Genomic DNA, 23,494 nt, shown 5'->3' on the forward strand with positions numbered 1-23,494 from the left:
ACTTCCTGTCCAGCAGCTCTCACGTGGAACAACGTCGGACGGAGCAGACAATACAAGAGCAGTGGGCGGCCACCACGGATGCTCGAAATCCTGATTATTCGTGGCGGCCACCGACCTACGCGCAGCCGTCCACCAGGCTCTTCGGGCGCATATCCACCCAGTGCCGGTCGACATAGTCCACGCAGTCGGCACGCTGCCCGGCGTGCACGATGTGCCAGCCGTCCGGCACGGCCGCGAACTCCGGCCACAGCGAATGCTGGTTCTCGTCGTTCACCAGCACGGTGAACCGGCCGTCCTCGTCGTCGAACGGGTTGGTGCTGCTCATCCCCGGGTCCTTCCTGCGGTAGTGGCGGTGTTCTGCACGAGATAGGTGTTGAGCACCAGCGCGATATCGGCCAGCGCCGCGGGCGAACCCATGTCCACGTGTGAGCATTCGACGACGTGCTCGTGCACATCGCCGAGCACGCACTCGCGCCACGCCCCGGCCCCGGGCACCGGCTCGCGGTGCCGTCCGGGTCCGGCGGCGCCCGGCAGGCCCGCGGTGAAGTAGACGAGATCACCGGCGTACTGCCCGGGCCGGAATTCGTGGCCCATCGTGGTGCCCGCGAGATATCCGGAGTAGAGCCGTTCGACGCGTTCGGCACTCAGCGTGCCGAACGGGCCCTGGCGTTCCCGCAGCAGTTGCGCGGCCCGCTCCGCGGTCACCGGTTCGTTGGCGAGTGCCGAGTCGCCGAGCAGGGCGGCCAGCAGCTCACCGGCACTGGGTTCGGCGGTCTGCGGTTCGTCGGCGAGCACCCGGCTGTCGAGCAGCGCCAGCAAGTCCACCTGCTCCCCCGCCCGCACCAGTTGCGCGGCGATCTCGTAGGCGATCAGACCGCCGAGCGACCAGCCCAGCAGGTGGTACGGGCCTTGCGGCTGAATCGCTTTCAGCTCGCGGATGTAGCGCCGGGCCAGCCGCTGGACCGTGTTCAGGTCGGGCGCGTCCTCGCTCAGCTGCGGCATCTGCAGGCCGTACACCGGCCGCTCCGGTTCCAGCTGCGGCAGCAGGCCGGTGTAGCTCCAGGCGACACCGCTGGCCGAATGCACGCAGAACAGGGGCGGCAGGCTGCCCCGGGCCCGGATCGGCAGCACCACCGCGAAGGCCGCGGCCTCGGCGTCGGAGCCACCGCCGCTGAGGCGGGTGGCGATTCCGGCCGGGGTGGGATCCAGCAGCACCGCCTGCATCGGAACCTCGACCCGATGCCGGTCCCGCAGTATCCCAACGAGTTTCGTGGCCAGCAGCGAGTTGCCGCCGAGCTCGAAGAAACTGTCGTCCGCTCCGACCGACGCCACCTCGAGCACCTCGGCGAAGGCCGCGCACACCAGGGTCTCGGCCGGAGTCTCCGGTGCGCGATACCGCGCCGCGGCCAGCGGTTCGGGCGCGGGCAGCGCCGCCCGATCCAGCTTGCCCGCCGCAGTCACCGGCAGCGCGTCGAGCACCGTGATCGACTGCGGCACCATGTAACCCGGCACCAACGCCGCGAGATGGGTGCGCAGCTCGGCCGCTTCGGGCCGATCGCCCGGACGGCTGCTCACATAGGACGCGAGAATCGTCGCGCCGCTGTCCATTTCGTAGCCCATGGTGGTCGCGCCGGTGACCCGCGGATGCGAGACCAGCGCCGCGTCGATCTCACCGAGTTCGATGCGGAAGCCGCGGATCTTCACCTGATCGTCGCCGCGACCCTGGTATTCGAGCTCCCAGCGGCAACCCCGCGCCACCCACCGCACCAGATCGCCGGTGCGGTACATGCGTTCCCCGGGCGTGCCGAAGGGATCGGCGACGAAGCGCCCGGCGGTCAACCCGGGCCTGCGGTGGTAGCCGCGGGCCAGGGCGGCACCGGCCAGGTACAGCTCACCGGTGACGCCGCGCGGCACCGGCCGCAACCGCGAATCCAGTACCAGCGCGGCGAATCCGCGCAGCGGCGCGCCGATGGTCACCGGTGTCCCGGGTCGCAGCGGCGAGCTGATGGTGGCGGCCACGGTGATCTCCGAGGGCCCGTAGGCGTTGAGCATGGTGCGCTGCGGGGCGTGGGCGGTGTGCACCCAGCGTTCGACCAGCTCGGGTCCGGTGCGGTCGCCGCCGACCATGATCACCTCGAGCTCGCCGAGTCCCTCGGGTGCCACCGTCGCCAGGGCGGCGGGGGTGACGAAGGCGTGCGTGATCCGCTCCTCGCGCAACAGTTCTCGCAGTGCGTCGCCACCGTAGATCGAGGTGTCGGCGAGCACCGCGGTGGCGGCCGCGCCCAGGCCCATCAGCAACTCCAGGATCGCCGCGTCGAAACTCGGTGAGGCGAAATGCAGTACGCGCGAGCCGGTGTCGATGCCGCAGCGGTCACGCAGCTCCGCGGTGAAGTTCGCGATGCCCGCGTGGGTGACCGCCACGCCCTTGGGCAGGCCGGTCGAGCCCGAGGTGTAGATGAGGTACGCGGGGTGCGCGGTGGTGATCCGGCCGCGTTCGCCCGCCTCGATCGGAGTGCCCGGATAGGACCGGACCTCCGCCGCGAATTCCGGGTCGTCGAGCACGAGCCAGTGCGGTCCCTCCGGCATGGCGGCCCGGCAGTCGGCGATGGTCAGGCCGACCGTGACGCCCGAGTCGGTGAGCATGTGCCGCTGCCGATCCGCCGGATAGGCCGGATCCACCGGGACGAACGCCGCCCCGGCCTTGATGACCGCCAGCAGGCCCCGCATCGAGGAGACCGAGCGCGGCATCCCCAGTGCGACATAGCCTTCCGGACCGACACCGCGCGCCAGCAGCGCCCGCGCCAGCCGGTTGGTGGCCCGGTCGAGCTGGTCGTAGCTCATCTGCACCTCGCGGTCGCGGACCGCGACCGAGTCCGGTGCGGCGGCCACCGCGGCGGCGAACACCTCGGGGAAGGTGGCCGCGGGCACCGACTGCGCACCGCGCGCCGGGGCCAGCGCGCCGAGTTCGGCCGCGTCGAGCAGTTCGACGTCGCCGACGGCCAGTTCCGGCCGCGTCACCAGGTGACCGAGCAGACGGGTGAACCGCTGCCCGAGGCTTTCGGCGGAGGCGGACTCGAACAGATCGGTCGAGTAGGTGACCGAGAGATCGATGCCGGCCGGATCACCCTGCGGCGTATGCGATTCCGCGAGCGTGAACTGGAGGTCGAACTTGGCCGCCGTCATCTCGAAGTCCTCGACAGCGACCTCGACGCCGTCGAGTCCGGGCAGCGCGGGCACCCCGGCGTGCACCGAGAGCATCACCTGGAACAGCGGGTGATAGGCCGCCGAGCGGGTCGGCGCGAGCACCTCCACCAGCCGCTCGAACGGAATGTCGGCATGCGCGAAGGCATCCAGGTCGATATCGCGGACCGCCGCGAGCAATTCGCCGAACGGCCGATCGGTCGCCACCGGCGTGCGCAGCACCACGGTGCCCACGAACATGCCGACCAGCGGTTCGAGCTGCGGGTCGACGCGACCGCCGATCGGCGTGCCGATGACGATGTCGTCCCCGCCGCCCAGCCGCGACAGCAGCACCGCGAGCGCGGCGTGCAGCACCATGAAAACGCTGGTGCCGCTGCGCCGGGCCAGGTCGGTGAGACCGGCGTGCAACGCGGCGTCGATGCGCTGGTGCACCGAAGCGCCACGGTAGCTCGGCACGGCGGGGCGAGGCCGGTCGACGGGCAGGGTCAGCACGTCCGGCAGTCCGGCCAGCTGCCGAGTCCAGTAGGCGGTCTGCCGCGACACCATGCTCTCGGGATCGGTGTCGCTGCCGAGCATGCGGTGTTGCCACACACTGAAATCCGCGTACTGCACCGACAGCGGCGCCCAGGTGGGCGCGTTGCCGCCGCGCCGGGCCCGGTAGGCCGCGGCGAGGTCGACCGCCAGCGGCGCGACCGACGCGCCATCGGCGACCACGTGGTGCAGTACCAGCACCAGGATGTGCTCGTCGCGGTCGATCCGGACCAGGCGGGCGCGGACCGGGATCTCCTGCGCCACATCGAATCCCGCCGCGATCAGCTTGCCCACGCAGGCGACCGCCGCGTCGCGGGTCACCTCGGTCACCGGCAGCGGCGCGCGGTGGCCCGCCGCGATCACCTGGTGCGGTCCGTCCGCGTCGGCGGGGAACCGGGTGCGCAGCGACTCGTGCCGCGTCACCACATCGGCGAAAGCCTGTTGCAGCGCGGGCACTTCCAGCGCGCCGTGCAGGCGCAGCACGAACGGGATGTTGTACATGGTGCTGCCGGTGTCGAACCGGTTGAGCAGCCACAGCCGCTGCTGCGCGGCCGAGAGCGGCAGCCGTTCGGGCCGGACTCCGGCGGTGAGGGCGATGCGGTCGGCGGCTCCGGAGCGCAGCTGCCGGTCGAGCTCCGCGCCCAGCAGTTCCGGTGTCGGATGCTCGAAGACGGCCCGGACCTGCATCCGGCAGCCGGCGGCGACATTGATCCGGCTGATCAATTGCGTTGCCGACAGCGAATTTCCGCCGAGCTCGAAGAAATCGTGGTCGGCGTGCACCTGTGCGCGGGCCACCAGCTCGGACATGGCCGCGGCGATCAACTTCTCGCTGTCGGTCTCGGGCAACCGGCCGCCGTCGCGCACCTGCCATACCGGCTCGGGAAGCCCGCGCCGATCCAGCTTTCCATTGGGGGTCAACGGAATCGAGGCGAGTTCCACGAACGCCGACGGCAACATGTGCGCGGGCAGCCGCTGCGCCGCGATGGTCCGCAGCTCCGCCTCGTTCAGCTCCCGGTCGTCGAGCGGCACCACATAGCTGACGACCCGGTTCATTCCGGCGGCGTCGCGGCGGACATCGGTGTGCGCGAAGCGAACTCCGGGGCAGCCCGCGATCACGGCGGTGATCTCGCCGAGTTCGATCCGGAAGCCGCGCACCTTGACCTGGTCGTCGGCGCGGCCGACGAACATCAGGTCGCCGTCGGAGTTCCAGCGCACCAGGTCGCCGGTGCGGTACAGCCGCTCCCCCGCCGCCCCGAACGGGTTGGCGATGAAGCGCCCGGCGGTGAGCCCGGCCCGGCGGTGATAGCCCTGGGCCAGGCCGATGCCGCCCACGTACAGCTCTCCGGCGACGCCCATCGGCACCGGCCGCAGCCGGGCGTCGAGCACCACCGCGGTGACCCCGCGCATCGGACGGCCCAGTGCGATGGGACGATCCGCGCACATCGGTTCGGAGAAGGTGGTGGCGATGGTCGCCTCCGACGGCCCGTAGCCGTTGACGATGTCGTGGCCGCGCGACCACTGCTCGACCAGTTCACGGTCGAACGCCTCACCGCCGACGATCAGGGTGTGCAGGCGCGGCAGCGGCCAGCGGTCCGCGTCGATGCTCGCCAGCGCGGCCGGGGTGATGATCACGTGCGTCACCCGCTGGGTGTCGATCAGTTCGGCCAGGTCGTCACCGCCGTAGATATCGGTGGGGACGATCACCATGGTCGCGCCGCCGCACCAGGCCAGCAGCAGTTCCAGCACCGCGACGTCGAAGCTCGGCGACGCCAGATGCGTGGTCCGCGAGCCACTTCCGATGCCGAAGCGCACGCGCTGCACCTCGGCGCAGTTGAACACGCCGCGGTGGGTGACCGCCACGCCCTTGGGCACGCCGGTCGATCCGGAGGTGTAGATGACGTAGGCGACCTCGTCGATGCGCAGCGGCCGGGTGCGGTCGCTGTCGCGGATCGGCTCGGCGGATCCGGTGGCGTCACGAGCAACCACCAGCCAGTCGATGTCGAGATCCGCTGGGAGCCCGTCGAGTCCGTGCGCGAGGGTCAAGCCCAGGCGCGCACCGGAATCGCTGAGCATGTGCCGGATGCGGTCGGCGGGATGGCGGATGTCGACCGGCAGGAATGCCGCGCCGGTCTTGGCGATGGCGATCGACCCGACCACCGATTCGATCGAGCGGGGCAACCCGAGCGCGACCACCGTGCCCGGTCCGACCCCGCGTCCGATCAGCTGGCGGGCCAGCCGGTTGGACCAGGCGTCGAGTTCGCCGTAGCTGACGGTGACGTCCCCGGCGACGAGTGCGGCCCGGTCCGGATCCGTTGCGGCGCGGGCGAACAGCTCGGGCAGGGTGATCGGCGCGGCGGCGGTGATGCCGCGGGCCGGGACCAGCACCGAGTGCTCCCAGGAGCTCAGCAGGCCCGCGTCGCCGACCGGTGCGTCGGGGGCCGCCAGCAGATCGTCGAGCAGTCGCAGGTAGCGGCGGCTCATGCGGTCGGCGGTGGCGGATTCGAACAGATCGGTCGCGTAGGTCAGCAGCAGCTCGAGGCCTGCCGGATCACCGTGCGCGGTCTGCGCTTCGGTGAAGGTGAACTGCAGATCACACTTGGCCAGACCCGGGTCGATGGGGAGGGTCTCGACCGTCAGCTCGGACAGTCGCACCACCGGCTTGGTCAGGTTGACCAGCGACAGGCTCACCTGGAACAGCGGGTGGTGTGCGGTGGAGCGGACCGGGTTGAGCGCCTCCACCAGCTGCTCGAACGGCAGGTCGGCATTGGCGAAGGCGTCCAGGTCGACGTTGCGCACGCTCTCGGCGAGCGCCGAGAACGGCGTCGCGCCATCGACATCCGTGCGCAGCACCAGGGTGCCGACGAACATGCCGACGAGATCGTCGAGCGCGCTGGCCCCGCGTCCGGCCACCGCGGTGCCGATGGCGATGTCGCGGGTGCCGGTGGTGCGCGCGATCAGCACCGCCAGCACCGCGTGCAGCACCATGAACACACTCAGGTCGCGGCTGCGCGCGAATTCCACCAGCCGCCAGTGGGTTTCGGCGCCGATCTGCACCGAGGCGGATTCGGCGCGGTGACTGGCCGTCACCGGTCGCGGCCGGTCGGTCGGCAGTTCCAGGCATTCCGGCAGCCCGGCCAGGCGGGTGCGCCAGAACTCCAGCTGCCGGGCCCCGAGGCTGTCGGGGTCCGTCTCGTCGCCGAGCAGATTACGTTGCCACACACTGAAGTCCGCGTACTGCACGGGCAGCGGCCGCCACTGCGGGTCGGTGCCGGTGCCGCGGGCCTCGTAGGCGGTGATGAAGTCCCGTGCCAGCGGAGCCATCGACCAGCCGTCGGCGGCGATGTGGTGCACCGAGATGACCAGCGCGTGCTCGTCGGGTCCCACCGTCAGCAGCGCGGCGCGCAGCGGCAGTTCGCGGGACAGGTCGAAGCCGAGCCGGACGAAGTCGGCGGCATCGGTGGCCAGGGATCCGTTCCCGGATTCGATGTGCGCGAATGGGATTCGCGCCTGCTCGGCCGCGACCACCACCTGGTGCGGGCCGTCGGCATCCTCGGCGAAGAGGGTGCGCAGCACCTCGTGGCGGGCCAGCACATCGGTGACCGCGTCCTGCACCCGGCTCGCGTCGAGACGTCCGGTGAGGCGCAGCCCGATGGCGATGTTGTACGCGCCGGAGGAGGTGTCGTAGCGGTTGAGGAACCACAGGCGCTGCTGTGCCAGCGACAGCGGGATCCGCGCCGGACGTTCCCCGGCCACCAGTGCGGGGCGGGCCTTGTCGGTGCCCGCCGTCGCGTCCAGCAGCACCGCCATCCCCTCGGGGGTCGGATGCTCGAAGACCGCGCGCACGGGCAGTTCCGCGCCGCCCGCCTCGGCGATGCGGGCGACCACCTGGGTGGCCGACAGCGAGGTGCCGCCGTGCTCGAAGAAGCTGTGGTCGGCCCGGATCTCGTGGCCGAGCACCTCGGCCATCACGGCGGCGACCAGCTTTTCGTTCGGAGTGGCCGGTTCCCGGCCGGAGACCGTGGTCGGCCAGGCCGGTTCGGGCAGGGCGCGGCGATCCAGTTTCCCGTTGGGAGACAGCGGGATCGACGCGATCGGCACGAACACCGACGGCACCATGTGCACCGGCACCCGCGATGCCACCTGCTCGCGCAGCCCCTCCGGCAGGATGTCGCCACCGGTCTCGGTGACCACATAGCAGGCCAGGGCCGGCCGGCCGGCCGGATCGTCGCGAACCTCGGTGTGGGCGAATCGAATTCCGGTCACCCCGGACACGACGGCGGTGATCTCGCCGAGTTCGATGCGGAAGCCGCGCACCTTCACCTGGTCGTCACCGCGTCCGACGAACACCAGTTCGCCCGCCGCCGACCAGCGCACGACGTCACCGGTGCGGTACATCCGCTCACCGGCTACCACCGCGAAGGGGTTGGCCACGAACCGATGTGCGCTCAGGCCGCCACGGTGGTGGTATCCGCGGGCGAGTCCGTCACCGCCGATGTACAGGTCACCGGTGACCCCCGGCGGCACCGCCCGCAGCCGGTCGTCGAGGACCAGCATCGCGGTGCCCCGGATGGGACGGCCCAGCACCACCGGCCCCTGCGGCGCGAGCCGCTCGGAGATGGCGCTCATGATGGTCGTCTCGGTGGGTCCGTAGCCGTTGAACAGGTTTCGGCCCGGCGCCCAGCGCGCCACCAGTTCCGCGCCGACGGATTCGCCGCCGACGACCAGGTATTGCAGTGCCGGCAGCGGCCAGCGGGTGATGTCGATGCTGGCCACCGTCGACGGGGTCAGGAAGGCGTGCGAGACGGCCTCGCTGTCGAGCAGTGCGGCGAGTTCGTCACCGCCGTAGATATCGGGCGAGGCGATGACGAGCGTCGCGCCCGCGCCCCACGCGAACAGCATCTCGCACATGGACGCGTCGAAGCTGGGCGAGGCGAAATGCAGTGCGCGACTTGCCGAGTCCATGTGGTAGCGGTCGCGCTGCTCGGCGGCGTAGCCCGCCAGGCCGCGGTGGGTGACCGCGACGCCCTTGGGGGTACCGGTCGAGCCCGAGGTGTAGATGAGGTACGCCACCTGGTCCAGCGATACCGGCCGCACCAGATCCGAATCGTTCACGGGTGCGGCTGAATCGAAGAGCTCGAGTTCGGTGAGCGGAATCCAGCGCAGGTCCTCGGGCAGGCCGAGGATGTCGGCGACGGTGCTGATGCCCAGGCGGGCACCGGAATCGGCGAGCATGTGCCGAATGCGGTCGGCCGGATAGCGGACGTCGACGGGCACGAAGGCGGCACCGGTCTTGGCGACCGCCAGCGTGGCGAGGACCGACTCCAGTGAGCGCGGCAGGCCCAGGGCCACCATGTCGCCGGGGCCGACACCGGCTCCGATGAGGGCCCGTGCCACCCGATTCGAGCGCTCCTCGAGCTCACCGTAGGTCAGGCTGCCGCCCGCCGACACCAGCGCGATCCGGTCGCGGGCCACAGCCGCCGCCGTGAACAGCTCCGGCAGGGTGGCGGGCACCGGACCGGGGATGCCGCGGGCGGGAGCCAGCAGCGCCCGCTCGGCGACGGTGAGCAGTTCCGCGTCCCCGACCGGCCGGTACGGGCGACCGGTGAGTCCGGCCAGCAGGCCGGTGAACCGGGCGGCGATGCGCTCGGCGGTGGCGGCGTCGAACAGGTCGGTGGCGTAGGACAGCGTCATGTCCAGGCCGTCCGGATCGCCGTGCACGGAACGGGTTTCGGCGAAGGTGAACTGGAGATCGAATTTCGCGATCTCGTTGGGCACGTCGTGCACCGAGACCGTCACCCCGTCCAGGGTGGGCGGTGCGGGGATCTCGTCGTGCACCGACAGCATCACCTGGAACAGCGGGTGATGCGCGGTCGAGCGGGCCGGGGCGAGCGCCTCCACCAGTCGTTCGAAGGGAATGTCGGCGTGCGCGAACGCGTCCAGGTCGATCTCTCGCACGGCCGCCAGCAGATCCGCGAACGAGGCCGAGCGATCCACCGGTGTGCGCAGCACCAGCGTCCCGGCGAACATGCCGATCAGCGGATGCAACCGGGCGTCGGAGCGGCCCGAGATGGGCGTGCCGACGGCGATATCGCCCGAACCGCTGAGCCGGGCCAGCAGCACCGCGAGGGCGGAGTGCAGGACCATGAACAGACTGACATTGCGTTCGCGCGCCAGCCGGGTCAGCGCCAGGTGCGAGGGCCCGTCGATGCGGGCGGAAACCTCGGCGCCCCGGTGGGTTCGGCGATCCGGTCGCGGCCGGTCGGCGGGCAGTTCCACGCATTCGGGCAGGCCCGTGAGGGTGTCACGCCAGTAGGACAGCTGCCGTGCGGCCATGCTGTCGCGATCGGTCTCGTCGCCGAGCAGGCGATGCTGCCAGACGCTGAAATCGGCGTACTGCACCGGCAATTCGAGCCAGCGCGGTGCCGTGGCGTCCCGGCGCGCGGCATAGGCCGTCGCCAGGTCCATCGCCAGTGGTCCCGCCGAGCCGCCGTCGGCGGCGATATGGTGCAGCACCACCGCCAGCACGTGATCGTCGGCGTCGACCCGCAGCAGCTCGGCCCGGAAGGGCGGCTCCACCGCGAGGTCGAAACCGGTTGCGGCACCAGCCCGCAGCCGATCCTCGAGGTCGGCCGCGCGCACCGCGACCGGGGACAGCGCGCAGCGCGCCGGGTCGAAGTCGGCGACCACCTGGTGCGGTCCGGTGGCGTCCTGCGGGAACAGCGTGCGCAGCACCTCGTGCCGGATCACCACATCGCCGAGGGCGGCCCGCAGCGCGTCGACATCCAGTTCGCCGCGCAGCCGCAGGGCCAGCGGAATGTTGTAGGTGCCGGTGCCCGCCTCGAAGCGGTTGAGGAACCACAGTCGCTGCTGCGCCGGTGAGAGCGGAATCCGCGACGGCCGCTGTCCGCTGCCGAGTTCCGGACGGCCCGAGTCGCCCTGCGCCAGTTCGACATCGAGCACCCGCGCCAGGCGTTCGGGGGTCGGATGTTCGAAGACCGTGCGCACGCCGATCCGGCAGCCGGTGGTCGCGGCGAGATGCGCGACCACGCGGGTCGCCGAGAGCGAGGTGCCGCCGAGTTCGAAGAAGTCGTGATCGGCCGAAACCTTCTCGCAGCCGATGACTTCGGCCATCGCCGCGGCCACCAGCACCTCGCTGGCGGTCTCGGGATCGCGGCCGGTCTCGGTCGGTTCCCAGACCGGTTCGGGCAGCGCCCGGCGATCGAGTTTGCCACTGGGCGTGAGCGGGATGGCGTCGAGGGCCACCACCGCGGAGGGCACCATGTAGCCGGGCAGCCGGGTGGCGGCGTGCTCGCGGATCTCGCGCTGATCCACGGTTCCGCCGTCGGCGGGCACCGCGTAGCAGACGATGCGGTCGCTGCCGCCCTGATCACGCCGGATCTCGGTGTGGGCGAAGCGGATTCCCGCCAGGCTCGCCACCACGGCGGTGATCTCGCCGAGCTCGATGCGGAAACCGCGCACCTTCACCTGGTCGTCACCGCGGCCCACGAACACCAGTTCGCCGCTGCCGTTCCAGCGCACCACGTCGCCCGTGCGGTACATGCGTTCGCCGGGACGGTCGGTGTACGGGTTGGCCAGGAAGCGTGAGGCGGTCAGCGCGGCCCGCTCCACGTAGCCGCGGGCCAGCGACGGCCCCGCGACGTACAGTTCGCCCGCGACGCCGACCGGAACCGGCCGCAACCGCGCGTCGAGCACCATCACCGCCGAGCCCCGGATCGGACGGCCCAGCACCACACCGGTATTCGTGTTCAGCGGTGCGGAGGCCACCGGTGCGACCGTCGCCTCGGAAGGCCCGTAGGCGTTGTGCACGGCCCGGCCCGCGGACCAGCTGCCCACCAGATCCGAACTGACCGCCTCGCCGCCCACGACCAGGCAGCGCAGCCGCGGCAGACTCCAGCGCCCGGCGTCGATGCTCGCCAGTGCGGCCGGGGTCAGGAACGCGTGGGTGACCTCGTCACGCTGCAGCGCCGTCGCGAGTTCGTCACCGCCGTAGACGTCCGGTGAGATGACCACCATGGTGGCTCCCGCACCCCAGGCCAGCATCAGTTCCAGCACCGAGGCGTCGAAGCTCGGCGATGCGAAATGCGCAGTGCGGCAATCGGAATCGATGGCGTAGCGGATGCGCTGGTCGGTCGCGAACGCGCCGAGCCCGCGATGGGTGACCGCGACGCCCTTCGGGATGCCGGTCGATCCGGAGGTGTAGATGACGTAGGCGACATCGTCCACGTGCAGCGGCCGGTGCCGGTCGTTGTCGGTGACGGCGGCCGGGCTACCGGTCGCGTCATCGACCAGCTGCCAGTCGACCCCCAGATCGGCGGGCAGCACCGCCCGCTCGGCGGCGGTCGTGATGCCCAGTCGCGCACCGGAATCGGTGAGCATGTGCCGAATGCGATCGGCGGGGTGGCGGACGTCGATGGGCAGGAACGCCGCACCGGTCTTGGCGACCGCGGCGGTGGCGATCACCGATTCCAGGGAGCGCGCCATGCCGAGCGCGACCACCACGCCGGGTCCCGCGCCCGCCTCGATCAGCGTGCGCGCCAAGCGATTCGAGCGCTCGTCGAGATCGCGGTAGGTCACCGTGCGGCCGTCCGCGATGACCGCGGCCCGCGCACCGGTGCCGACCGCCTCCGCCAGCAGCGCGGGCAGGGTGGTGACCAGATCGCAGCGTTCACCGCGCACCGGGGCCAGGGCCCGCGCCTCGTCCGCGGTGAGGATCTCCAGATCGCCGATGCGGGTGTCGGGCTCGCCCAGCGCGGAGCAGAGCACCCGCACGTAGCGACGGACCAGACGCAGTGCGGTCGCCTCGTCGAAAAGGTCTGTCGCATAGGTCAGGCAGAGCTCGAGCCCGTCCTCGCCGCCCGGCTTGCCCGCGACGGGGGCGAAGACGAACTGGAGGTCGAACTTGGCGACCGGCGGCACGAACGGTTGCGGCGAGAGCTTCAGATCCGCCAGTGACAGCGTCGGCGGCGCGAAGTTGTCCAGCGACAGGCTCACCTGGAACAGCGGGTGATACGCCGTGGAGCGACGCGGGTTGAGCACCTCGACCAGTCGCTCGAACGGCAGGTCGGCCTGCGCGAAGGCCGCCAGATCGGCTTCCCGCAGGTCGGTGAGCAGCCGCGAGAACGAGTGATCGGACTCGACCGCGGTGCGCAGCACCACGGTGCTGACGAACGCGCCGACCAGCTGCTCCAGCTCGGGTTCGGTGCGAGCGGCCACCGGGGTGCCGACGGCGATGTCCTCGCTGCCGCTCATTCGCGACAGCAGCACCGCGAGCGCGGCGTGCAACACCATGAAGTCGGTGGCCCGGTGCCGCTGCGCGAAGCTCGACACGCGGCCCCGCAGGCCCGTGTCGATGCGGGCCCGCACCGACGCGCCGCGATGGGAGGCGCGCGCCGGACGCGGGCGATCGACCGGCATTTCCAGGCAGTCCGGCAGCGCCGCCAAGCGACCGCGCCAGTAGCGCACCTGCCGCGCGGACAGGCTCGCGGCATCCCGTTCGTCACCGAGCAGATCACGCTGCCACGCCGTGAAATCGGCGTATTGCACCGGCAGCGGCGCCCATTCGGGCGCGCGACCCTCGCGACGCGCCTGATACGCGGTGCTCAGGTCGGCGGCCAGCGGAGCCAGCGACCCGCCGTCGAACGCGATGTGATGGATGATCAGGACCAGGTGGTGCTCGTCGGTCGCGGTGCGCAGCAGTTCCGCGCGCACCGGGATCTCGGAGGTCAGGTCGAAGCCGCGCTCGGCGGAAACCTCGATGTGGTAGTCGATTTCGAGCGGGCTCACCTCGACCTGCGAGAGGTCGAAGGCCAGCTCGTGTGCGGGCACGATCACCTGGTGCGGTCCGTGATCGTCCTGCGGGTAGACAGTGCGCAGCACCTCGTGGCGCGAAACCACGTCGGTGAGCGCGGCTTCCAGCGCACGCGCGTTGAGCACACCACGCAGCCGCACGACGGCCGGGATGTTGTAGGTGCCCGCCAGCGGTTCGAGCTGGTTGAGGAACCACAGCCGGGCCTGAGCCGCCGAGAGCTCGGTGCGGCCGGTGCGCGCCGTGGCCGCGAGCACCGGACGCGGCGGGCCGTCCTGCGCGTCGGCGGCATCGACCAGCAGAGCCAGCTGTTCCGGGGTCGGATGCGCGAAAACCTCACGGACGGTGAGACGTCCGCCGCCGGGCAGCGCGATCCGCGACACCAACTGAGTCGCCGAGAGCGAGTTGCCGCCCACGTCGAAGAAGCTGTGGTCGGCGCAGACCCGCTCGATCCCGAGCACCTGCGCCATGGCGGCCGCGATGCGGGCCTCGGTCGGGGTGGCGGGCTCGCGTCCGGTGCGTGCCGCGTCCCAGTCGGGGGCGGGCAGGGCGCGCCGGTCGAGTTTTCCGGTGGGCGACAACGGGATCGACGCCAGCTCCACGACGGCGGCGGGCACCATGTACCCGGGCAGCCGGGAGGCGACGTGCGAGCGGATGGCGCGCTCGTCGACCGTACCGGCGGTGTCGGGCAGCACGTAGGCCACGATCTGCTGGCGTCCGGCATCGTCGCGCCGGATCTCGCTGTGCGCGAATCGGATTCCGGGGCAGCCGGAGACCGCCGCGGACACCTCGCCGAGTTCCACGCGGAAGCCGCGCAGCTTCACCTGATCGTCGCCGCGGCCGAGGAAGACCAGTTCCCCGGTCGCGTTCCAGCGCACCAGGTCTCCGGTGCGGTACATGCGCTCGCCGGGCGTTCCGGCGGGCGCGGCGACGAAGCGGGACGCGGTCAGGCCGGAGCGGCCGAGGTAGCCGCGCGCCACCGCCGGTCCCGCGATGTAGAGCTCACCGGTGACGCCGACCGGCACCGGCCGCAGCCGGGAATCCAGCACGGCGAGACCCGCGCCCTCGATGGGACGACCCAGCACGACCGGGCCGTGTTCGGACAGTGCGTCCGAGATCGCCACGGCCACAGTCGCTTCCGACGGGCCGTAGGCGTTGCAGAGACGACGGCCGGGCGCCCAGCGGGCGAGCAGATCCGCGCCGAGGGCGTCACCGCCGACCGCCAGTCCACGCAGCAACGGCAGCGGGTGGCGGCTCGCGTCGATGCTGGCCAGCGCCGCCGGGGTGAGGAAGGCGTGGCTGACCCGTTCGGCCTCGAGCAGTTCGGCCAGTTCCGCGCCGCCGAAGATCTCCGGCGGCACGATGACCATGGTGGCCCCGGCCCGCCAGGCCAGCATCAACTCCAGCACCGAGGCGTCGAAGCTCGGCGACGCGAAATGCAGAGTGCGCGAGTCACGTTGCACGCCGACCCGGTCGCCGAGCGCGTGCGCGAAGTCCGCGAGCCCGCGGTGCGTGACAACGACACCCTTGGGGGTGCCGGTGGACCCGGAGGTGTAGATCACGTACGCCGGATGCGAGAGCGATTGCGGCGCACTGCGATCGGCGTCGGTGACCGGACGGTCCGGCAGTCGCCCGCACTGCTCGGCGAGCTCCGGGTCGTCCAGGCAGATCCAGCGCACATCGCGCGGCAGGTCGTCGACGTGGGCGCGCATGGTCAAGCCCACCCGCACCCCGGAGTCGCCGAGCATATGCCGCTTGCGCTGTTCGGGGTAGGCCGGGTCGACCGGCAGGAAGGCCGCGCCGGTCCGGGTGACGGCCACGACGGCGCGCACCGATTCCACCGAGCGCGGAATCGCCAGCGCCACCACCGATTCCGGCCCCGCGCCATGTCCGATGAGCAGCCGGGCCAGCCGGTTGCCCGACCGGTCCAGCTCGCCGTAGGTCAGCTCGCGGCCCGCGAAACGCACCGCGGCCCGGCCCGGTTCGGTGGCGGCCGCGGCGAAGATGTCCGCCAGCGTGCGCGGCTCGCCCGCCGCCGGGACGCTCACCCGCGCCAGCGATCGGGTCTCGGTCGCCGTGAGCAACGGCAGATCACCCATCGCGATGGCGGGTTCGGCGAGCGCGCCGGTGAGCAGCCGGAGATACCGATCCAGCAGCGCCTCGGCCGTCGCCTCGTCGAACAGGTCGGTCGCATACGTGAGATCCAGCTGAATGCCGTCCGGATCGCCTGCGCTCGAGTGATTTTCGACGAAGGTGAATTGGAGATCCCACAGTGCCGCGCCCACATCCAGTGCGGTCGCGGTGGTGGCGCGCAGGCCCTCCAGCTCGATGGTGTCGGGAACCGCGCTGTGCACCGACATCACCACCTGGAACAGGGGATGATGGGAGGCGGCCCGGGTGGGCCGCAGCGCGTCCACCAGCCGTTCGAACGGCAGCCGCGCGTGCGCGAAGGCGTCCAGATCCGTTTCACGCACCGACCGCAGCAGCTCCTCGAACGAGGTCTGCGGCGCGACGGCGGTGCGCAGCGCGACGGTGCCGACGAACATGCCGACCAGCTCGTCGAGTTCCGCGTCGCCGCGTCCGGCGATCGGTGTGCCCACCGTGATGTCGGTGGTGGCGGCCAGCCGCGACAGCAGTCCGGCCAGCGCGCCGTGCAGCACCATGAACACCGTCGAGCCGTGCTGTCGCGCGAATGCCTCGGCGGCAGCGTGCAACCCGCTGTCCACCCGGGTGCGGACCGTCGCACCGCGGTGCGAGGCGGCGGCCGGGCGCGGCCGATCGGTCGGCAGTTCCAGGCATTCCGGCTGCTCGGCCAGCTGCTCGGTCCAGTAGGCCAGATCCCGGGCGGCCACGCTGCCGGGATCGCCGTCCGCGCCGAGCACCTCGTGCTGCCAGATGCTGAAGTCGGCGTACTGCACGGGCAGCGGCGCCCAGCCGGGAAGCATGCCGGCACGCCGGGATTCGTAGGCGGTGGTCAGGTCGCGGGCCAGGGGCGTCAGCGACCAGCCGTCGGCGGCGATGTGGTGCAGCACCAGCACCAGCAGGTGCTCGTTCTCGGCGATGCGCAGCAGGGCCGCGCGCACCGGCAGCTGCTGGGTCAGGTCGAAACCGCAGGCCGCGAAGTCGGCCGCGTCCGCGTCGACGTGCTCGGGACGGGACACGATGCGCACCAGCGGCACCGACACCGCGTCGACGGGCTGCACCCGCTGCACGGGGCCTTCGGCATCCTCCGGGAACAGGGTGCGCAGGGTCTCGTGGCGGGCAACCACATCCGAGACCGCGTCCTGCAGGGCGTTGCGGTCGACCGGGCCGGACAGGCGCAGGCCGAGCGCGATGTTGTAGGCGGCGGAATCGGTGTCGGCGCGGTTGAGGAACCACAGTCTGCGCTGCGCGGCCGACAGCGGGATCCGGGCGGGCCGCTCACCGGCGGTCAGCACCGGCGTCGGAGCTTGGCCCGCAAGCGAATCCAGCAGGGTGGCCAGGGCGCCGACCGCGGGGGCTTCGAACAGCGCGCGCACCGCGACGGTGGTGGCCAGCGCGGTGCCGAGGCGGGCGGCGGCGCGCGCGGCGAGCAGCGAGTTGCCGCCCCGCGCGAAGAAGTCGTCGTCCAATCCCATTCGGTCACCACCGAGTACGGCCGCGAAGACCTCCGCGACGGCCTGTTCGGTGGCCGTCACCGGTGCCCGGTATCCGATCACACGCACGGCGGGGGCGGGCAGCGCGCGGCGGTCCACCTTGCCGGTGAGCGTCATCGGCAGTTCGGGCAGCACCATGATGTCGGAGGGCACCATGTACGCGGGCAACTCACGAGCCAGGCCGGCCCGCACCGTCTCCGGGTCCAGTGCGGCCCCGGCCACGGGTACCGCGTAGCCGACCAGGCGGTCGCCGAGCCCGTGATCGTCACGGGCGATGACGACGGCGGACTCGACCGCGTCGAGGCCCAGCAGTGCCGCCTCGATATCGCCGAGTTCGATGCGGAATCCGCGCAGCTTGACCTGGAAGTCGCTGCGCCCGTGGAATCGCAGTTCCCCGTTCGCATCCCAGGCCGCGAGGTCACCGGTGCGATACATCCGGACGCCCGCGTCGAACGGGTCGGCCACGAAGCGCTCCGCGGTCAGCCCCGAGCGCGCGAAATACCCGTGCGCCAGCTGGGTTCCGGCCAGGTACAGCTCACCGACGACGCCCGGCGCGACCGGCCGCAGCCGGGCGTCGAGTACGTAGGCGCGGGTGTTCCACTCCGGCGTGCCGATCGGCACCGATCCGGTGTCGGCGGCGTCCACCCGGTGGGCGGTCACCGAGACGGCGGCCTCCGTCGGGCCGTACAGATTCCACAGCGCGACAGCGGGATTCACCGTCAGGCAGCGGTGCGCGATCGCCGCGGGTAGGTCCTCGCCGATGGCCAGCACCAGTCGCAAGCAGCCGGGCAGCGCGGAGCCCTCCGCGAGCAGTGCCGAAAGCATCGAGGGCACCAGGTGCAGCACCGAAACCCGCTGCGCGGCAATCAGGTCGGCGAGGTACGCGGGATCGCGGTGGCCGTCGGGCCGGGCGATCACCGTACGGCCGCCGCTCAGCAGCGCCGAATAGAACTCCCACACCGACAGATCGAAGGTGGCGGCGGTCTTCACCAGCACCGCGTCGTCGGCGTCGAGTCCGAAAGCGTCGATCTTCCAGGCGATCTGGTTGACCACCGCGCGATGCGGCACCGCGACACCCTTGGGCTGCCCGGTCGATCCGGAGGTGAACAGCAGGTAGGCGGTGTTCGCGGGATGCAGCGGCGCCCGCCGCTCGTCCTCGCGGATCGGAGCCGACGACAGCGCCGACAGCTCCAGGGCCTCGATGTCGACGATGGGCGAATCACTTGCCCGTGCGGGCATTTCGACACCGGTGACGGTCAGCACGCACAGCGGCTGCGCCGTGTCGAGGATGTGGGTGAGCCGTTCGACCGGCTGCGCCGGATCGATCGGCACGTACACACCGCCGGCGGCCGCGACCGCGTACATGCCGATCAGCAGGTGCGCGGAGCGCGGGACCGCCAGCCCGACCCGGACCTCCGGCCCGACGCCGAGTCCGATCAGGTGCCGCGCGAGGCGGTTCACGCGCTCGGAGAACTCCCGATAGGTCAGCTCCCGCGTCCCGCTCTCACCGTCGGCGACGATCGCGATCGCCGCCGGGGTCAGCTCGACCTGCGCCGCGAACCGGCTCGCCAGGGTCCCGCCGACCCCCGCGGGATGCCGGGTGTCGTTCCAGCTGTGCAGGATCCGCTCCCGCTCGACGCCGTCCAGCAGCGCCAGATCCCCGACCGGGACATCCGGCCGGGCGGCCGCGTCGGCGAGCACCCCGACCACGCGCCGCGCGATGTCCGCGACGGTCTCCGCGTCGAAAAGGTCGCTGGCGTAGACGAAATGACCGCTGATTCCGGCGGGCGTGCCCGCCGCGTCGTAACGGTCGGTGACCACCAGTTGCAGGTCGAACTGCGCGACGGAGGTCTCGATCTCGCTGCCCGACACCGTCAGTCCCGGCAGTCCGACCTCGATCCCGCCCAGGTTCTGGAAGGAGAAGCCGATCTGCACCAGCGGATGCCGGGCGGTCGAACGCACCGGGTTGAGCTCCTCCACCAGGCGCTCGAACGGCAGCCGGGCGTGCGCGAAGGCGGCCAGGTCGTGTTCGCGCTGCGCGCCGAGCAGCGCGCGGAACGAATCGTGCCCGTCCACCCGCGACCGGAACACCACCGTATTGACGAACATGCCGATCAGATCGTCCAATTCGGGTTCACCGCGACCGGCCACCGGCGTGCCGACGGCGACGTCGGGGCTGCCCGAGAGCCGGGCCAGCACCACCGCGAAGGCCGCGTGCACCGCCATGAACAGGGTGGCGTCGCTGTCCTGCGCGATCGACAGCAGTCGCTGATGCAGCGCCGCGTCGATCGACAGGTCGACCTTCGCGCCCCGGAACGACTGCACCGCAGGACGTTTGCGGTCATACGGCAGCGAGAGCTCATCGGGCAGCTCGGCCAGCCGGTCGCGCCAGTACGCCAGCTCGGTGGCCAGCACGCTGCCCGGATCGCTTGCCGCGCCCAGCAGTTCGGTCTGCCACCAGCTGTAATCCGCGTACTGGACGGGCAGTTCGGCCCACGCCGGGGCCTGTCCCGCACTCCGCGCCCGGTAGGCCTCGGACAGATCGCGCAGCAGCGGGGCCAGCGACCAGCCGTCGGCGGCGATGTGGTGGATCACCACCGCCAGCACGTGTTCGCGGGAATCGGTGCGCAGCAGCGACATCCGCAGTGCGGTTTCGGTGGTCAGGTCGAAGCCCGCGCCCGCGATCTCCCGCAGCCGGGCGTCGAGGCCCGCGGCGGGAACGTCGGTGAGGTTCAGCTCCGGGGTGGCGGCCGCGGCCGCGAGGATTCGCTGCCGCGGGCCGTCGGCGCTGTCGGGGAAGACCGTTCGCAGCGATTCGTGCCGGGCGACCAGGTCGGCCACGGCCGCCCGCAGGGCCGCGACATCCAGTTCGCCGCTCATGCGGATCGAGAACGGGATGTTGTAGGTCGCCGCGTCGGGATCGAAGCGGTTGATGAACCACAGCCGCAGCTGTGCCGGGGACAGCGGCGTATCCGCGGTCCGGGGACGGCGGGTCAGGCGAGGCAGATTCGAGTTCGCGGCCTGCCCGGCCACCCGTGCGGCCAGCTCCGCCACCGTGGTCGTCTCGAACACCAGGCGCACCGGCACCGTGACACCGAGCGCCGAGCCGAGGCGGGCCGCGACCCGCGTCGCGCTCAGCGAGTTGCCGCCGAGCAGGAAGAAGCCGTCGTCGAGACCGACCTGCTCGACCTCGAGCACTTCCGAGATCACCTGTGCGACCGCGATTTCCGCCGCGCTCACCGGAGCCCGATAGACGGCGGCCTCGGCGATCGGCTCCGGCAGGGCGCGGCGGTCCAGTTTGCCGTTGACCGTCAACGGCAGGCGCTCGAGCACCATGAACGCGGCGGGCACCATGTAGTCGGGCACCCGGCCCGATACGGCGGCACGCAGCCGCGCGACATCCAGCGCCACCGCGGTCTCGGCGACCACGTAGGCCGCGAGCCGGGATCCACCCGTGACGTCGGGCCGGGCCACCACCGCGACCTGGCGCACGCCGGGCTGGGCGAGCACCGCCGCCTCGATCTCACCGAGCTCGATGCGGAAACCGCGCACCTTCACCTGGTCGTCGGCGCGGCCGAAGTACTCCAGCTCCCCCGCCGGCGTCCAGCGCCCGAGATCGCCGGAACGGTAGAGCCTTTCACCGGGAGCGCCGTAGGGGTTGGCCACGAAACGGGTCGCGGTCAGGCTGGGGCGTCCGAGGTATCCGCGCGCCAACTGCTCGCCGCAGACATAGATCTCCCCCGTGATGCCGATCGGCGCGGGGCGCAATCGCCTGTCCAGCACGAGCATTCCCAGGCCGGGCAGGGCGCGGCCGATGCCCGCGAGTCCCGCGTCGGCGTCGGCGCGTGCGAGCGGCCGGTAGCTGACGTGCACCGTGGTCTCGGTGATGCCGTACATGTTGACCAGGCGCGGCGCGGTGTCCCCGTGGCGGTCGTACCAGTCGCGCAGGCGGCGCGGATCCAGTGCCTCGCCGCCGAACACGATGTAGCGCAAGGCCAGCGGCGCGACCGCCACGGAGTCCTGGTCGGCGTCGATGAGCTGATAGAACGCCGAGGGCGTCTGGTTGAGAACCGTCACCCGTTGCGCCCGCAGCAGTTCCAGCAGCAGCTGCGGTGAACGCGAGGTCTCGTAGTCGACGACGACCAGGGTGCCGCCGTGCAGCAGCGGACCCCACAGCTCCCAGACCGAGAAGTCGAACGCGTAGGAGTGGAACAGCGTCCACACGTCGGTGTGCGCGAAACCGAAGTCCGCCATCGTATTGGCGAACAGCATCCCGACATTGCGGTGCGGGATCTGCACGCCCTTGGGGCGGCCGGTCGATCCGGAGGTGTAGATGACGTAGGCGGTGTGCCGCGGCGAGAGCGGTGCGAGCCGATCCGCGGCGGTGAACGCCGCCACCGGCGCGTCCCAGTCGATGGTGGCGAGGTCGAGCACCGAGAGCGATTCCGGCAGCGGCATTTCCAGCGCCGCGGTGGTGATCACGCAGGCCGGGCGCGCGTCCGCCATCAGGTAGGCGATGCGGTCGGCCGGGTAGCTCGGGTCGACCGGCAGATAGCCGCCGCCCGCCTTGATCACCGCCAGCAGCGCGACCACCAGCTCGATCGAGCGCGGAAGTGCCACGGCGACCAGCGTTTCCGGGCCGACACCGAAGCCGACCAGCTGCCGGGCCAAGATGTCGGCGCGGGCGCTGAGCTGCCGGTAGTCGAGCGCGGTGTCGCCGCACACGACGGCGGTGCGCTGCTCGTGTTCACGAGCGGCCGCGTCGAACAGGTCGGCGAGGGTGGCCTCGGGGGTGGCGGCGGGCGGGGTGATGGCCCAGTCGCGCAACACCAGGTCGCGCTCGGCGGCGGTCAGCACCGGCAGCGCCGAGACATCCGATTGCGGTGCGGCGACCAGGAACTCGGCGAGGAAGTCGAGGAAGCGGCGGTGGTGGTCACGCAGTTCGTCGGCCGTGTAGCGGGTCGGGTTGGCGATGAAGTCGACCAGCAGTTCACCGTCGCCGGAGCCGTTGTAGACGTTGATCGACAGGTCCTCCACCGGGCCGGTGGACAGCAGGTGCATGGTCGCCTCGGCCGCGCCGAAGCGAATTCCGGTGTGGAACAGCATGAAATTCACGACCGGTCCGAAGAAGTCGCGGTGGTTGCCCGCGCCGCCCTGGTCGCGCTGCATGTCCTCGTGGCGATACCGCTGGTGCGCCAGCGCGTCCCGGATACGAGGATCGACCTGGGCCACCAGTTCGGCGACGGTGATGCCGGGTTCGACGTCCACCCGCAGCGGCACCACATTCGACACGTAGCCCGCCGAAACCCGCAGTGCGGGCGTGGTGCGCGCGGTCACCGGCAGGCTCAGCGTGATGGTGTCGCGTCCGGTCATGGCGGCGAGATAGGCGGCCACACCGGCGGTCAGCAGCGCCGAACGCGAAGTGCCGAACCGGTCGCGGACGCCGGTGAGCCCGGCGACGCAGGCGCTGCCGAGCAGGCCGCTCTCGACGTGGCGGTGCGCGTCGGCGGGACCGAAGCGGTCGCTGAGGCTGGTGGCGGGGCCGAGGCCGTCGAGGCGCTCGCGCCAGAATTCGCGGTCGCCACCGAAGTCCGCCGATGCGCGATAGGCGGATTCGGATTCGTAGATGGAGCGCAGATCGTAGGCGGCCGAGTGGCTCGGCGTGGTCTGCTCCGCGAGCGCGGTGTAGTGCTCCGCTATCCGGGCGACCAGCAGCATCGCGCCGTAGCCGTCGATGGCGATGTGGTGCATCTTTGCGTACCACAGGAATTCGTGATCGCCGACCTGCAGCACGAAGGTCTCGAACAGGCGCGCGCCCAGCAGCGGGATGGGGACGGTGACGTCGCGGCGCATCCACTCCATGGCGGCGTCCACGGGCCGGTCGCAATCGCGGAAGTCGTGCCGCGCGATCTCGATCGGGACGTCCGGTCCCACTTCCTGATACGGGCTGCCGCCCACCTCGACGAGCCGTAAGCGAATGCTCTGCAAATCATCAGCACACAGCCGGAGGGCCTGTGCGAGCAGCTCGATGTCGAAGTCTCCACGCACGTGCACGTACTGGGCGACCGTGAGCGGCACCGCGGGTGCGATGTGCTGCGCGTTCCAAATGCCCAGCTGAGCTACGGACAAAGGGAAACGGGAAGCATTGTCCGATACGTCGCGACCTGCGGGCTGCGAGGCCAGGGCGGTCATTCAGACACTCCAATCGCCGATAACAGACTGTGGGCTTCGAGTCAGGACATGGCGGCAATCTCGCCGCAACACTCCAGCTAGGAAATCGCACAGACCTACCGGACGGATT

The 23,494-nt window shown here is 71.3% G+C and carries 2 protein-coding genes; both read right to left on the reverse strand.

Features of this window, described 5'->3' with window-relative positions; translation table 11 throughout:
* Nucleotides 1-115: 115 nt before the first annotated feature.
* Nucleotides 116-325 carry an MbtH family protein gene (locus OG300_RS17145; RefSeq protein ID WP_405497089.1) on the reverse strand — a complete coding sequence of 70 codons (210 nt, stop codon included), beginning with the start codon at nt 323-325 and terminating at the stop codon, nt 116-118.
* Entirely contained in the window at nt 322-23,385 is a 23,064-nt protein-coding gene (locus OG300_RS17150) for a non-ribosomal peptide synthase/polyketide synthase (RefSeq protein WP_405497091.1), read from the reverse strand. Before OG300_RS17150 ends, OG300_RS17145 begins: the two co-directional genes overlap by 4 nt.
* Between the last annotated feature and the right edge of the window lie 109 nt (nt 23,386-23,494).

This window comes from Nocardia sp. NBC_00511 (genome assembly GCF_045161165.1).
Lineage (GTDB): Bacteria > Actinomycetota > Actinomycetes > Mycobacteriales > Mycobacteriaceae > Nocardia.